16 protein-coding genes are annotated in these 13,933 nt (G+C 40.6%); 13 read left to right on the top strand and 3 right to left on the bottom strand.

Features of this window, described 5'->3' with window-relative positions; translation table 11 throughout:
* Positions 1-132, bottom strand: coding sequence for a hypothetical protein (locus WN948_RS07030; protein ID WP_342306292.1), 132 nt, complete (start codon positions 130-132; stop codon positions 1-3).
* Between the two features lie 435 nt (positions 133-567).
* Between WN948_RS07030 and WN948_RS07025 the strand changes: the two genes are divergently transcribed.
* From WN948_RS07025 to WN948_RS07015, 3 genes are all read left to right on the top strand, one after another.
* Positions 568-1,371, top strand: coding sequence for a hypothetical protein (locus tag WN948_RS07025; RefSeq protein ID WP_342306291.1), 804 nt, complete (start codon positions 568-570; stop codon positions 1,369-1,371).
* A 284-nt stretch (positions 1,372-1,655) separates the two neighbouring features.
* Positions 1,656-1,952 carry a DUF5658 family protein gene (locus tag WN948_RS07020; RefSeq protein WP_342306290.1) on the top strand — a complete coding sequence of 99 codons (297 nt, stop codon included), beginning with the start codon at positions 1,656-1,658 and terminating at the stop codon, positions 1,950-1,952.
* A gap of 348 nt (positions 1,953-2,300) precedes the next feature.
* Positions 2,301-3,842, top strand: coding sequence for a tetrathionate reductase family octaheme c-type cytochrome (locus WN948_RS07015; RefSeq protein ID WP_342306289.1), 1,542 nt, complete (start codon positions 2,301-2,303; stop codon positions 3,840-3,842).
* Positions 3,843-4,364: 522 nt separating this feature from the next.
* Here the strand turns inward: WN948_RS07015 and WN948_RS07010 are convergent.
* Positions 4,365-4,652 (bottom strand): hypothetical protein, encoded by a 288-nt coding sequence (locus WN948_RS07010; RefSeq protein WP_342306288.1) that lies wholly within the window; start codon positions 4,650-4,652, stop codon positions 4,365-4,367.
* A gap of 294 nt (positions 4,653-4,946) precedes the next feature.
* Between WN948_RS07010 and WN948_RS07005 the strand changes: the two genes are divergently transcribed.
* The 10 genes from WN948_RS07005 to WN948_RS06960 all read left to right on the top strand — a co-directional run bounded on the left by WN948_RS07005 (position 4,947) and on the right by WN948_RS06960 (position 13,711).
* The gene (locus WN948_RS07005) at positions 4,947-6,272 is read left to right on the top strand and encodes a hypothetical protein (protein WP_342306286.1); all 1,326 of its coding nucleotides are present in this window, start codon (positions 4,947-4,949) and stop codon (positions 6,270-6,272) included.
* 191 nt (positions 6,273-6,463) lie between these two features.
* The gene (locus WN948_RS07000; protein ID WP_342306285.1) at positions 6,464-6,619 is read left to right on the top strand and encodes a hypothetical protein; all 156 of its coding nucleotides are present in this window, start codon (positions 6,464-6,466) and stop codon (positions 6,617-6,619) included.
* Between the two features lie 164 nt (positions 6,620-6,783).
* Positions 6,784-7,194 (top strand): hypothetical protein, encoded by a 411-nt coding sequence (locus tag WN948_RS06995; protein ID WP_342306284.1) that lies wholly within the window; start codon positions 6,784-6,786, stop codon positions 7,192-7,194.
* A 214-nt stretch (positions 7,195-7,408) separates the two neighbouring features.
* Positions 7,409-9,028: a thermosome subunit alpha gene (gene thsA / locus WN948_RS06990; RefSeq protein ID WP_342306283.1), complete on the top strand. Its 1,620-nt coding sequence runs from the start codon at positions 7,409-7,411 to the stop codon at positions 9,026-9,028.
* A gap of 204 nt (positions 9,029-9,232) precedes the next feature.
* Complete coding sequence (locus WN948_RS06985) at positions 9,233-9,775, top strand: biotin transporter BioY (RefSeq protein WP_342306282.1); 543 nt, start codon at positions 9,233-9,235, stop codon at positions 9,773-9,775.
* A gap of 8 nt (positions 9,776-9,783) precedes the next feature.
* A complete protein-coding gene (locus tag WN948_RS06980) occupies positions 9,784-10,599 on the top strand; it encodes an energy-coupling factor transporter ATPase (protein WP_342306281.1) in 816 nt (271 codons plus the stop codon).
* The gene (locus WN948_RS06975; protein WP_342306279.1) at positions 10,584-11,417 is read left to right on the top strand and encodes an ATP-binding cassette domain-containing protein; all 834 of its coding nucleotides are present in this window, start codon (positions 10,584-10,586) and stop codon (positions 11,415-11,417) included. The genes WN948_RS06980 and WN948_RS06975 overlap by 16 nt, the downstream gene beginning before the upstream one ends.
* A complete protein-coding gene (locus tag WN948_RS06970; protein ID WP_342306278.1) occupies positions 11,410-12,183 on the top strand; it encodes an energy-coupling factor transporter transmembrane protein EcfT in 774 nt (257 codons plus the stop codon). Before WN948_RS06975 ends, WN948_RS06970 begins: the two co-directional genes overlap by 8 nt.
* Positions 12,184-12,227: 44 nt before the next feature.
* Complete coding sequence (locus WN948_RS06965; protein ID WP_342306277.1) at positions 12,228-12,584, top strand: metalloregulator ArsR/SmtB family transcription factor; 357 nt, start codon at positions 12,228-12,230, stop codon at positions 12,582-12,584.
* Positions 12,584-13,711 (top strand): SO_0444 family Cu/Zn efflux transporter, encoded by a 1,128-nt coding sequence (locus tag WN948_RS06960; protein WP_342306276.1) that lies wholly within the window; start codon positions 12,584-12,586, stop codon positions 13,709-13,711. The genes WN948_RS06965 and WN948_RS06960 overlap by 1 nt, the downstream gene beginning before the upstream one ends.
* Here the strand turns inward: WN948_RS06960 and WN948_RS06955 are convergent.
* The gene (locus tag WN948_RS06955; RefSeq protein ID WP_342306275.1) at positions 13,697-13,909 is read right to left on the bottom strand and encodes a hypothetical protein; all 213 of its coding nucleotides are present in this window, start codon (positions 13,907-13,909) and stop codon (positions 13,697-13,699) included. The two genes, WN948_RS06960 and WN948_RS06955, sit on opposite strands and share 15 nt — an antisense overlap.
* Positions 13,910-13,933 lie beyond the last annotated feature (24 nt).

Genomic DNA, 13,933 nt, shown 5'->3' with positions numbered 1-13,933 from the left:
TCAAACCGCAAGCATAGCTACGGTGAAGCTTAAATATGTTTCATCATAATCAATGCTTTTTTTCTTTCTCTTTCTATCTGGTACATCTCCAACCTTTGAAAGTAGAGTTTCTTTATTATGGGGTTCCACCAACCCACCAATTTATTTTAGCAAGTGGCCATTTTCTTTTCATATTTGGATTATATATTGATATCTGAAATGAGGTATAAGTCATTGTCCATCTTTTTTTGAAGGAATTTTATACAGTCTCACATACTACCTCATCACTTCCTTCATTATGGGTAAATGGAAACCCAAGCAAAATCCACTAATATACCTATTCGAGCTGTTAATTTTGTATAACTTATGTTCTTCGTGCAATATGGTCAATCCCCAGTGTTCTTTTTAGCTTTCACTGGAATTTTACGAGAAACATGGATGTGATAGTCTTTGATGGTATATGTACTCAAAATTTAGGAAGATGCATGGGGTTGGGCTATAATCTTAATTTTTGCAGAATATTTTGCTATCCAAAAAAGCCATGTTTGATTCGCCTTATTTATATACAATTTTTTCCATTCTACTATTATGACCAATCCAGACATTGCCACATACATCAAAGAAGCCGATCTTATTGAAAAGATGTATATGAATCTGCTGGGAGGTACCACTCAAAAAAGGATGAAGCCTATTGAAGATGGTTCTACGGGATTGCCGAATGTAGAATACAGGATATGCGAGATAAATTCAAAGAACGAGATTCTGCAAAGTGCTCTTTTGCAGAGGTACGAAGATTGGTATGAAAGCTGCCGGGAGCTTGTTCAGGAATATGCAGGTTCGGGCAGGACATCAAAACATGAAGACCTTGCAGAGCTGCACCAAAAGATAGTGACCCTCATCGGTCTGAAAGACCCTGTTGGCAACTCCAATGAGAAAAAACATCTAAGAAAAGTGTTCATCGCCTGTTTTGATGCTCAGGTCAGTATAATCCACTCAGTAGGACATCGTATCGTTTTAGCAAGGAACGATCGCCAGAGAAGTGTTACAGCAAATCTGGTAAATTCTGAACTTGAAGAAGCAGAAAGTCTGTATGAACAAGGGTCCTTTCCTCATGCTGGTATCATTGCTGGAAAAGCTCTTGAAAGCTACCTGAAAATGTTGTGTGACGTGAATGAGGTTGAATTGACGCCTGAGGACACGATGCTAACAATGATTCAAAAAATTCATGAGTCCGAAAATGCTTACAAGTTTGATGTGGGGATGCTGGGAGCAATAGAACATCTTGCGGCTTTAAGCGCTAAATGTGGCGATCTTGATGATGAGTTTCTGGAAGATAATATAAGGGAACTGATCGACCAAACAAGGGAAATGGTTGTTCTGGGTTTTTGTTGAATTTAGTAATAGATTATTTCTGTCCTCTATATCTTTTTTTCGTGCGTTATCTAAATAAACAGTTCTGGAAAGCTGAAGCTGTCATTTATTTCTAATATTTTATCTTTAGTACATTATAAAATTATGCGGGAAGACTTAAACGTTATCTGTAAGATACACTACATCGTAGCTAATAATACAATTTGGTGGTACCCAAATATGATAACTGATTATACTATAGCCATCCAGAGGCATTACTTGATGCTTTTGTTTATTCGATCATCCATGCATGAAGTAGGCTTGATATGACTTTTCTAAAAGATATTATACCGGTATTGCTCCTTTATGTTTTAGGAGATACTATAACAACAGTTTATGCACTGCAAACAGGTTATTTTTATGAAGGTAACCCTATTCTTTATGAAATATTCATGACCTATGGTTACATTTCCCTGATTCCTCTCAAAATAGGGTTCATGTTCCTCTTATATCATGTATACAGGAACGCAAACAGGTATTACTGGAACATCACAAGGTATTCTGTATCATTTATTGGTCTTCTTGCAACTCTCAGCAACACACTGGCAGTTATTCATGCTTAAAGAACAAGGATCATATGCATCAGTTTATATCCTGTGCAGGTTTGCCTGATATTCAAAAAAAAGAACACTCGGTCTAAGAGAAAGATAAGGTCATTAAGTGGGTGCTAGGTACTATCTGAAAAGGCGGATCTTTTCCTTCTGACTTTCCTGTTCTTCTCTTTTTAGCTCCATTTTCGCTTTTCAATATTATCTCTTTTAATTAAGTATCGAAAAGATACTTTATTAACACTGTTAACTCACTATCTTTTGACAGTATTACACAATACTTAAATAGGTGCAAATTTCACGTTTATATAGTACTTATGTTAGGTAGACTTAACTTTATTTAATTTATACCGGGGTTGAAACATGAAACACAATTTTTACGTTGGGTTTTCCTGTTTGCTTGCTTGCTTGATAGCTTTGTCCTTTTCCTCTTCTGCCGCGTATCTGAACCATTCGTTCCTTACCGGCCCATACGAGGAAGGACCGGATGTGACTGCAGATTGTATTTCATGTCACTCCCAGCAGGCAACAGACATGCTGAATTCGACTCACTGGCTCTGGACAACATGTTCAGAGTGTGGATGTGAGGAACAATCGCACGAAGGATTGGGTAAACGCACAGTGATAAATAATTTCTGTGTAGCCATAGGTTCAAATGAACCACGATGCACTTCCTGTCACACAGGGTATGGCTGGGCGGACAAGACCTTTGACTTCACCAATGCATCGAACATAGATTGCGTGGTCTGTCACGAGACAACAGGTACATACAAGAAAATACCCACAGGTGCAGGAGCTGTTGATTCTTCTGTTGATCTTGTAGCCGTAGCTCAGAGTATAGGAAGTCCGTCACGTGAGACATGTGGAGGAAGTTGCCACTTCTTCGGTGGTGGTGGTGACAACGTAAAGCACGGTGATATGTCATCTGCGCTACTTGAGCCTTCAAGAGAGCTTGATGTTCACATGGGTGGTATGGATTTTGACTGTCAGAACTGTCACAAGACGACTGCACACAATGTCGCAGGTCGCTTTGCTGGTGTTCCGGGGTCTGAATGCAGGGTTTTGTGTTCTGATTGTCATGGAGACACGCCGCATCAGGGAGTTTTCAAAGAACGCCTTGACGCTCACTCAGATTCCATTGCCTGTCAGACCTGTCACGTACCCGCATTTGCCCGGGAAGTGCCAACAAAGATGTACTGGGACTGGTCTAAAGCAGGACAGGATCTTGATACGGTACCTGTGGATGAATACGGTAAAGCCACTTACAACATGATGAAGGGTGAGTTTATCTGGGAAATGAATGTAACTCCAACATATGCTTGGTTCAATGGTAGCTTTGATAAGTATTACCTTGGGGATGAAGTAGATCCTGAAGGAGTTACTGTTCTCACTGCTCCACTGGGTGACAGGTATGATGTGGATTCCAAGATATATCCATTCAAGATCCATCTTGCAAAACAGATCAGTGATGCACAGTACAACTACCTCATAATCCCTGACCTTTTTGGAGGCGAGGACGCCTACTGGGTCGCATATGACTGGGACCGGGCATCCAAGGCAGGTATGGATTATGTAGATATGCCCTACAGTGGTCAGTATGAATTCGTGGAAACATCACTGTATGAAAGTATAAATCATGAAGTTGCACCAAAAGAGGGTGCTCTTCAATGTAAAGATTGCCATCTTGACGATGATGCCATGGACTTCGCTGCTCTTGGGTATGACGGGGATCCTATGATCGTTGGTGAGAGGATGATAAGTGATGAAGAGCTCAAAAAAATCGAATCAATGGACGCAGTTTCAGAAGAAGCCGGGTCTCAGGCATCTGAATCCAGTCCCGGATTTGAACTGGTAGTGGGATTGTTCGGTCTCTTTGCTGCTGTGATGTTTGGCAAACGCAAATAAAATCAGATTGGTGTGTAATGGATCACACCAACTATCTTTTTTATTCCTGATTTCCTGTCAGTATCGAATTATTTTCTGATGGATCGATTAGTATTTTTAAAGAGATACAGGCTTGAATCAATACAGAAAATTAATAACGAGTCCTTCAACAGTACCTATCAAGAGCGCAACAAAAGGAATAATTGCAACAATATGTCATATTTTGAATGTTTTGACAGGAACCATGGGTTGGTTTTTGTCCCAATAGAAGTTCATAACATTTTAGGTAAACTCCTCTATCTTTGAGAACAGGTACACGACATAGAAAATTGAAAGGAACAATCTCCAAAAAGGTCTTATTTTCAGTTCGTCTTTTGCTTTGAAGAATTTCCATTTTTTGTAAAACCAGTAATCATCGCAAATATAAAATGTCAGGATTGAAAAAAAAACTAGTTTTTTCACAGAGGTTAGATTATAGTATTCCACAATTTCCTGATATTTGAGCCGAAGGTAATCACTTTAGATCCCTGCATATTATTCATCTCAACTTATCATCAACAAAGCAACAAACATTAGAATTCCCAGCAGGAGGATTGCCCCAAGTGCCAGAACAACTTTTTTTCTTTGAGCTTCCTGCTCAGGTGTCATTGGTAAAGGATTCGGGTTATACTTCTTTTCAAGATATGTTCCAATTCCTGCTCCAAGAGCTACACCAATTGCCGGTCCCATAGCGATCATGCCTAACATAAGGCCTATAGGAATCCCGAGGGGGAGGCCAATAGCAATGCCTATAGCCATGAAGTAGCCCTTTTGATATCTTTTTTCCTGCATAATATGCATCTATTGTTGGAATATATAAATATTCGGCTGCGTAGAACTTTTTTGTAACAAATCATGATGGCAATGCTAAAGGAAAACTGTACTGTAAAAAAGAAGAAAAAGGAAATGAGTTAAAACTTATTCATTCCTATGTGACTTAAAGTGCTTTCCAGGATTAGTATACTGTAAAAGTTATTTTCAAGATGCTTTGCCATACATAACTTCAAGTCAATCTGAAGTTTAGTTAATTCTTTAATATGTGCGGGTACTTCTATGATCTGAGAACTAAAGAGGAAGTATGCTATAATGAATAAAACTCCGCTATATATTGCAATGGGGCTGTTGTTTGTCAGTGCCATCTTTGCCACAGGGGCAATAGCAGATGATGTTGCTCCTATGATGGAACCACTTGTTTCGGAGAGGTCCTTTGTAGGTGTATCGTATGCAGAAGATGTGGAAACCATAAATATTCCTGACATGGGATATGGTAAGCTTCAGGTGAAACCATCATATTCGCATCTGCAATTGCAGCCCGGTGAAACGAGCTCAGTTTCTATAACTGTCATCAACAGGAATGATGAAACCGTAACCATTGATCCGATAATGGTGTTACAACCATACACAGAGAACTATCTTGAAGAAGAATGGGTCACCGTAACACCTTCAAATGTAATGATGAAGTCTGATGAGAAAAGGAAATTCATAGTAGAGGTAACAGTACCCGATGATGCAGACCTGGGCTACTACAACGCAAATATAGTCTTTGACAGATCATCTATCAGTGCGGATACTGTTGACATCGAAGAAGATTACAAAATATCCTCTGTCTACTACGGTAATTCTCTTGACCTTTCTGTTGAGGTCTGGATACCACCAAGCATTGAGATTTCAAGTAACTATATTAATGACAGGGTTGAGGCAGGTAAAGAATACGATTATGAGGTAAAACTTGTAAACATAGGAGATAAGGATATTTCCATAAGTCCGGAAATTATCACAAACAAGATATATCCTGAGAGATCCTACTACGACCCGGAGCAACCATCATTTGATGAGACATTCGGCGAAGATTCGATTACCATAGATGCACCTTCAAAGGTCAAAGCCGGTGAAACAGTAATTGTAAAGATACATCTGAAAGTTCCTCAGGGCATACAGGGTAGTTACAGCACTTCAATTGATCTCGGGGTAGGGGATCCTGCATTGAATGAATGGGAGAGCCAGGTCCAGTTATATCTCAATATATGGGAACAACCATCAGAACCTTTCGTAACAGAATTTGCCACCTTTTCTGATGCACCTATCAGAATTGAAGTGTCAACAAACCAGTACGAATATTCAAGTTATTCAGGTGGGTCTGCAGCACAAAATCCTTCCTTTGATCTTGTGCTCAAAAATGGCAATGAAGAAGCTGAACTCGAGCTTGTAAGGGTCGTGAACAAAGGCTCTGTGAACTTTGGAAGTGCTGATGTTATGACGTATTCATCTGAATCATCCGCATACCAGCAATATTCGACAACTTACACTGAGGTCTATGAGGCAACCGGGGCCATCGGAGATTGGGAACTAAGTATTCTATCCGGGAACACTGATAATTTCGAGTACAGTATTACGGTAGGTGATACTGAGTAAGGAACTCCTATCTCCTTTTTTATTTGACATTATACACAATGGACATTTTTCACATAATTTCCTTTTTTGATTTAAGCCTATCTTTTACTCTATAGTTCATGTTTTGACATGTAAACCCTGAACAGAACATTTTTATATAACAAAACATATATATGTTGATTACATAATCGTTTGTAACTCCGAGGGGAATTATGAAGGAACAAGACGAGCAAAAATTTGATGAGTTCAGGGAAATGTTCTGCCGATATCTTGACACAGATGATCTTTCCGAACAGGAATTTGAACTCAGGTGCAATATGATCAATTTCGTTAAAAGTGCCTGTATCCAGACACTTGTCTCATACTAAGCTGTAAACAGGGACCTGCTGTATATTTCAAGTTCCTGATTGCACTTGAAGCGTTGGCTATCTTATTTTTTTTATTTTCTTTAGTTTTTATCCGATCTTTCAGCAATATTTATTTGCATAAACGAGCATCTTAAATTAGAGGTTAATGTCCCGGGTGTGAAAATATGCAGGAAATCAATATATATACTGAAAAGATGGATAAGGGTGCGTTTCGGTCACCTGACGTTCCACTCGTCCTGAAAGTATTGCGCCAGGATTCAAAAAGTGGATTGATCAAGTTAACAACGGATGACATTCACTTGTTCCAGGTGTACACATTTACCTTGCAGCAATTTGAACTTGCCGAAGGGGTAGCTTCCTCAGAAACACATGCTGGTGACTGGAGACAAATAGTCGATGATCTTTTAACACTCAAGCAGGTGATCGATGAAATGGGACGGAAAAACATTATTTCAAATGTTTTCTGGAATGCCGGGGGAATGGCGATATTTGATATACCTGATGTAGGGTGTTACAGGGATTATATCTATTTTATGATACGTGCGCATCTGAATAAATTATATGGCAGGCAATAGGCCTGCTTTTTTAATTATTTCCTTTGTTTTATCTGTTACTTTTCCTTACTGGGGTTTTACTATGCTCTGTTTTTCCTCTCCATATCCATTCAAATCTCAGCAGTTATCTTTATATAGAACTGCCTGCATTTAGATTGAGCAGTACGAGTAAAAGTGCTCAATTATGACTAATATTACTCTATTATAGGATTTATGATTATTAGGAGGTTAAAAATTGGCAGGACAACCTATATACGCTTCAGGGAACAGAGACAATAATGGCCGTGCAAGAGATGCTCAGAGCATCAATATACTTGCAGGGAAAGCAGTTGCAAAAGCAGTAAGGACCACCCTTGGTCCTAAAGGTATGGACAAGATGCTTGTTGATGGACTTGGAGATATCGTCATCACAAATGATGGCGCTACTATCCTCAGGGAAATGGACATCGAACACCCGGCCGCAAAGATGGTAGTTGAAGTTTCAAAGACCCAGGATGATGAGGTCGGCGATGGTACAACAACAGCAGCCATACTTACGGGAGAGCTTCTTACAATGGCAGAAGAGCTTATTGCAAAAGGAGTTCACCCTACAATTATTGCAACTGGTTACAGACATGCAGCAAAGAAAGCTGTTGAGATCTTGGAGACAATTACCATTGAAGTATCCAAGGACGACAGGGAAACCCTGAAGAAACTGGCAAAAACCTCCCTCACAGGAAAAGCTGCTGGTGAGTACAAGGACTTCCTCGCTGAAATAGCTCTTGATGCAGTACTTTCAGTTTCAGAAGAAACTGATGACGGCATCGAGGTCGATGTAAGTGATATCACTATCGAGAAACGTGAAGGCGGTAGTATTCTTGACACAGAAATTATCGCAGGTCTTGTGATCGATAAAGAAAGAGTCAGGTCAAATATGCCAAAGAAGGTCGAAAACGCAAAGATTCTTCTTGCAAGCTTTGCAATTGAGCTTCAAAAGATTGAGAAAACTGCAGAGATAAAGATCACATCACCTGACCAGATGCAAAGCTTCGTTGACCAGGAAGAAAAAATGGTCAAGGAAATGGTAGATAAGATAATTGCAAGTGGCGCAAACGTCGTATTCTGCCAGAAAGGTATTGACGACCTCGCACAGTATTATCTTGAAAAGGCTGGTATCTATGCCTGCAGAAGGATTACAAAGAGCGATCTCAAGAAACTTTCAAAGGCAACAGGCGCAACACTTTTCCAGGATGTAACTGACATCAGACCAAGTGACCTTGGTTCTGCTGAATCTATTGAAGAAAAGAATCTCCATGGTTCAAAGATGACCTACCTCCTTGGATGTAGGGAAGAGAAAACCGCATCAGTCATTCTTCACGGTGGTACAACACACATTGTTGACAGTCTCAAGCGCGCACTGAACGATGCACTCTGTGTCATTGGTGTAGCACTGGAAGATCGTAGTATCGTTGCTGGTGGCGGTTCCCCGGAGATAGAGCTTGCGCTCAGGCTCAGGGAATATGCATCAACTCTCAAGGGCAGAGAGCAGTTGGCAGTCACCAAGTTTGCAGAAGCATTTGAAATAATTCCTCAGACACTTGCAGAGAATGCAGGTCTCGACCCAATAGACAAACTCGTTGACCTTCGCTCACAGCACGAGCAGGGTAACAAGAACATGGGTCTTGATGTATTCACCGGAAAGGTTGTAGACATGTACGAGAACGATGTCCTTGAACCACTCAGGATAAAGACCCAGGCAATAAATGCAGCAACTGAAGCAACAGTAATGATCCTCAGGATTGACGATGTTGTAGCTTCAAGAGGCAGTGGTGGTCCAATGCCACCAGGTATGCCACAGCCTGATATGGATATGTAAATTTTCTTTTCAGTGCAGGTTCTTCCTGCACACTATTATCTTTTTTATTTGTATTTCTTACTTTGCTTACCTCAATGGATAAGGATTATATAATTTGTAAACCGCACGTATGTTAAATGGTTGACAATGTTACTTATGCATGGATATCTATTAAAATTAGATTTTCATATATGTAGCATTCTTAAAAATGGCTGGTGACTTTTTGTGGTAGACAAAGTATATTCTCATAATGACAACATTAGAAAAATGGTCTTTGCATCTCTATTTGCTGCTATGATGGCAGTTGGTGCCTACATTAAGATCCCTATCCCTGTTAGTCCTGTTCCAATAACTCTGCAGACTCTTTTTATACTGCTTGCAGGAGCAATTCTGGGAGCCAGGTGGGGAACAATAAGTGTAGTAGTCTACCTGCTTTTGGGAATTGCAGGTCTTCCTGTATTTTCAGGTGGTAGTTCCGGACTGGGCATGTTTTTCGGACCAACAGGTGGCTATCTCATAGGCTTTATATTTGGTGCTTTTGTAATCGGATTTCTTTGTGACCGATATGGTCGGGATAAAGTGTATCTAAATATGTTGTTCATGCTGGCAGGATTGTTTGCTATATACCTGTTCGGTGTTTTGCAGCTCATGAACGTTGCAAGTCTCTCTTTTCCAGAGGCAATAGCACTTGGTCTCATTCCCTACATCCCCGGAGCCATTCTTAAAATAATTGCATCATCGGTCATAGCGTCCAGATACTCTATCTAAAGGTTTGCATGATTCACATAAACAATCTGAGTTATCGTTATCCTGACGGCACACAGGTACTTGATTCAGTTTCTCTGGATATCCACAAAGAAGAGTTCGTAGCCATAGCAGGTAAGAACGGCTCTGGTAAATCAACACTCTTACGCCACATGAATGGTCTTCTTCTTCCCACCGAAGGCTCTGTTATCGTGAAAGAAATGGACACCACTGATCCTTCATCCATCCTGAATATACGTCAGATAGCGGGTATGGTTTTTCAGGATCCTCAGTCCCAGTTCATAGGAATGACTGTGGAAGAGGATGTTGCATTTGGCCCTGAGAATCTTGGTCTTCCGCAGGAAGATATACGCAATCGTGTAGATAGAGCACTTCAGAATGTTGACATGCAGGAGTACAAAAATCATACTTCGAGATCATTAAGTGGTGGTGAGAAACAGAAAGTTGCATTGGCTTCTGTTCTAGCCATGGAACCTGAAATTATATTATTTGATGAGGTGACTTCCATGCTGGACCCTAGGTCCCGAAAGGACATTCTGGACCTGATTACACAATTGAATGAAAACGGAACTACTGTTGTATATATAACACATCGCCTGGAAGAGCTTGTCCATGCAGACCGTTTATTAGTAATGGAAAATGGCAACATCACGCATAATGGGAATCCACGTATTATTTTGAGTCAGGGAGATGCCATGAATTTCGGTTTCGAGCTCCCACCTATAATTGAGCTGGCAAAAAGGCTTTGTGATTCCGGTTTTATAGAGCCGGCCTGTTTTCCCCTTTCCCGTGAAGAACTCAGGGAGGCTTTATGTCAATTGATGTAAGGGATGTGAGTTTCTGGTATAACAGCGGGACATCACTTGAAAAACAGGCATTGGACAACGTAAGTTTATCTATCGAAAAAGGTGAGTTCGTTCTTATAGCGGGTGAAGTAGGGTCTGGCAAATCCACTCTTATCAGGCACTTTAACGGTCTTCTCAAACCCCAGTCCGGCTCGGTAACAGTGAGTGGAATAGAATCCACAAGTAAGGATGTGCGTTCAATAGCAGGTCTGTTGATGCAATATCCTCAAAAGCAACTCTTTGGAAAGACTGTTTTTGAAGATGTTTCTTTTGGACCTTCTAATTTCGGATTAAAAGGTTCGGCTCTGGATAAACGGGTAAGTGATGCCCTGGATCTGGTTGGTCTGGATATGGATATTTCCGGTCTTTCGCCTTTTGCTCTAAGCGGTGGTCAGATGCGTCTGGTAGCACTGGCCGGAGTAATGGCCATGAAACCAGAATACCTGGTTCTGGATGAGCCCACTTCAGGCCTTGATCCGGAGAACCGTTCATCATTACTTTTAACACTGAAAAAACTTCATAGTTCAGGTATTTCCATAATTGTCGTTTCACATCAGATGTGTGAAGTTCTTCCGTTTGCTGAGAAGGTGATTCTTCTTAAAAATGGAAAAATAGCTTTCGCTGGTACTCCGGAAGAGTACTTGAACTCAGTTTCATCCCCTTTGCCTGAGATAACTCTCCTTATGAAAGAGCTTAATCTGATGGGTTTCAATGTCCGTGAAAGTATTTTCTCAGTGGATGATGCTTTTAGGGAGATAAGAAATGAACTGGAGAAAAAGGGAGTAAATCAGGATGAATAATCTGTTTTTGTCATTCGTTCCCGGTAGTTCCCTGCTTCACAGGCTCGATCCGAGGACAAAGATAATTGGTCTTATGCTTGCAAGTATCTGTATTCTTGAAGCTTCATCGTTTGTAGAAATAGTGTTAATAGCTTTTGTTTTTTTAAGTCTGGTTATTGCCTGCAAGCTGCCATCAATACACTTTGTGCGCTCAGTACGTCCTATGCTATTCTTTTTTGCAATTCTTTTCATCACCCAACTGCTTTTTACGGAAGGAACCATAATTTATCGATTCAAATGGATATCGGTAAGTTATGAGGGTCTGGTGCTGGGTAGTATCATTACACTGCGGTTTATTTTCTTGCTGCTTTTTGCGGCCTTACTCACAGCGACCACATCACCATCAAGAATTACAACAGGTATTGAAAGACTTCTTCGTCCGCTACCACTGAAGTACATCGGTATTTCTTCCCATGACCTTGCCATGATGATGTCCCTGTCTATCTATTTTGTACCGTTGCTGTATGACAACTTTAGAAGCCTGAAGGAAGCACAGTTTTCTCGTGGATTGAATATCAAAAAAGCGCCTGTAAAAGCTATATTTTCTCTTTCTGTTCCACTTGTAAGTTCTTCTGTACGCAGAGTTGAAGAGGTGGCACTGGCAATGGAGAGCCGTTGCTACAGCAGTTTAGGACGTACGTCTATCCATGTGATGATGATTAAAAAAGTTGATTATCTTTTCTTTTTTCTGTATTCAATCATTTTCATTTTTTGTATTGTACTCTGATCACAGGAATAAATTAATATATGAATATATGAATATATGCTCATATGTTCATGGGACGTGTGGGTCATATCTGTGCAGACGGTCAATCTATCAACAAAAAAGTCAAAAAATTGCCCTCTGAAGAGTCGATATCTTCCATGTGCCAGATATTCAATGCCCTTCAATGTAGCACCCGCCTGAAGATACTATTCCTTCTGTTACAGGGGGATCTGTGCGTTAAAGGTATAGAGGAAGCACTTGGAATTTCGCAGTCGGCAATTTCTCATAGCCTGAGAACTCTCCGGCAGCTTGACCTTGTAAGAGTAAAAAAAGAAGGCAGGTTCAAAGTTTATTATCTGGCAGACGAGCATGTTGAACTATTCATGTCTATGTGCAGAGAACACGTGGAGGAACCAAAATAATGACGATGTTTGAATCTCTTCTAACGATCATCACTGGAGTGGCAATAGAGTCATGGGGTCTGTTTGAGGAAGCGGCACCATATCTTTTTCTGGGATTTGCAGTTGCAGGTCTTTTGCACGCACTCGTTCCGGATGAAAAAATACTGAAGTATCTTGGTAAGTCGGCAGGAAAATTCAGGTCTGCTCTAAATGCCTCACTGCTTGGTATTCCACTACCACTATGTTCATGTGGCGTGGTTCCGACTGCACTATCATTGAAGAACAGAGGTGCTACCAAAGGTGCAACTCTTTCTTTTTTAATATCCACCCCTGAAACCGGAGTGGATTCCATAGCTATCACATATGCATTGCTTGATCCCATAATGACGGTTTTCCGTCCAATTGCCAGTATGACCACTGCGTTACTTACTGGAATTGCAGAAAATATAATGGGTGAAACAAAGGAAGAATCCGCTCATAAGAAAAATATTCTGATGATGCAGCCAATGGCAGCCTGCAGTGATTCATCGTGTTCATGTGGCACAGACGTAGTCCTGGATGAAGATGCTTCAACTTTTCGCAAGTTGCAGGAAGCTTTCAGATACTCTTTCGTTGAACTTCTTGGGGATATTTCCGGATGGTTAATGGTAGGTATCCTGTTTGCAGGGATCATATCCTATGTGATTCCTGAGGAACTGGTGGGTGGTTATCTGGGAGGGGGTATTTTCTCCATGCTCATCGTCTTGGTTGTAGGCATTCCACTCTACATCTGTGCAACGGCTTCAACACCACTTGCTGCTGCTCTGGTTTCAAAAGGCATGAGCCCGGGGACTGCTTTTGTGTTCCTGCTTGCCGGACCTGCTACAAATGCAGCAACTATCACAATGGTGGCAAAATTCCTCGGTAAAAGAAGTGCAACTATTTATCTTGGAATGATAGCATTGTGCTCACTGGCATTTGGGCTTCTCCTTGATGTCATTTATTTAAAAATGGGTATTGAGCTAAGTTCAATTGTTGGCAGCGCAAGCGATGTACTGGCTCCCGGGATTAAAACAATGTTTGCACTATTGTTGATACCTTTCATACTTCATGGTGTATACAAACAAAGGAAGTCAAACAAAGGATATATCATATTATTTCTTATGTAGTTCTCTTGAGAGAATTTCTGCCATTTTCTCTTTGAACTCATCGATAACTATTTCCTTCTTATCTTCAAAAGTTGACTGTACTTTTTCAGGCATTCCAATGTTAGTATTTTCCTGAGCAGGTATACTGATTATTTTTCCAAGAGTGTTGCCGTTTTTAATTTTACTGTTATCCCATGAGAAATCTTCTTTTTCCGGCATAATAATTCCATCTTGAAATTATGT

This window comes from Methanolobus sp. ZRKC5 (assembly GCF_038446525.1).
Taxonomy (GTDB): Archaea; Halobacteriota; Methanosarcinia; order Methanosarcinales; family Methanosarcinaceae; genus Methanolobus.
Note: the sequence above shows the minus strand (reverse complement) of the source record. Positions and strands in the feature narration are given on the sequence as shown.

Coding starts and splice junctions, on each gene's coding strand:
- WN948_RS06970 (WP_342306278.1), top strand. CDS start 11,410: ATGAATAATCTGTTTTTGTCATTCGTTCCCGGTAGTTCCCTGCTTCAC.
- WN948_RS06960 (WP_342306276.1), top strand. CDS start 12,584: ATGACGATGTTTGAATCTCTTCTAACGATCATCACTGGAGTGGCAATA.
- WN948_RS07000 (WP_342306285.1), top strand. CDS start 6,464: ATGAAGGAACAAGACGAGCAAAAATTTGATGAGTTCAGGGAAATGTTC.
- WN948_RS06995 (WP_342306284.1), top strand. CDS start 6,784: ATGCAGGAAATCAATATATATACTGAAAAGATGGATAAGGGTGCGTTT.
- WN948_RS06980 (WP_342306281.1), top strand. CDS start 9,784: ATGATTCACATAAACAATCTGAGTTATCGTTATCCTGACGGCACACAG.
- WN948_RS07010 (WP_342306288.1), bottom strand. CDS start 4,652: ATGCAGGAAAAAAGATATCAAAAGGGCTACTTCATGGCTATAGGCATT.
- WN948_RS07020 (WP_342306290.1), top strand. CDS start 1,656: ATGACTTTTCTAAAAGATATTATACCGGTATTGCTCCTTTATGTTTTA.
- WN948_RS07025 (WP_342306291.1), top strand. CDS start 568: ATGACCAATCCAGACATTGCCACATACATCAAAGAAGCCGATCTTATT.
- WN948_RS07015 (WP_342306289.1), top strand. CDS start 2,301: ATGAAACACAATTTTTACGTTGGGTTTTCCTGTTTGCTTGCTTGCTTG.
- WN948_RS07005 (WP_342306286.1), top strand. CDS start 4,947: ATGAATAAAACTCCGCTATATATTGCAATGGGGCTGTTGTTTGTCAGT.
- WN948_RS06965 (WP_342306277.1), top strand. CDS start 12,228: ATGTTCATGGGACGTGTGGGTCATATCTGTGCAGACGGTCAATCTATC.
- WN948_RS06975 (WP_342306279.1), top strand. CDS start 10,584: ATGTCAATTGATGTAAGGGATGTGAGTTTCTGGTATAACAGCGGGACA.
- WN948_RS06955 (WP_342306275.1), bottom strand. CDS start 13,909: ATGCCGGAAAAAGAAGATTTCTCATGGGATAACAGTAAAATTAAAAAC.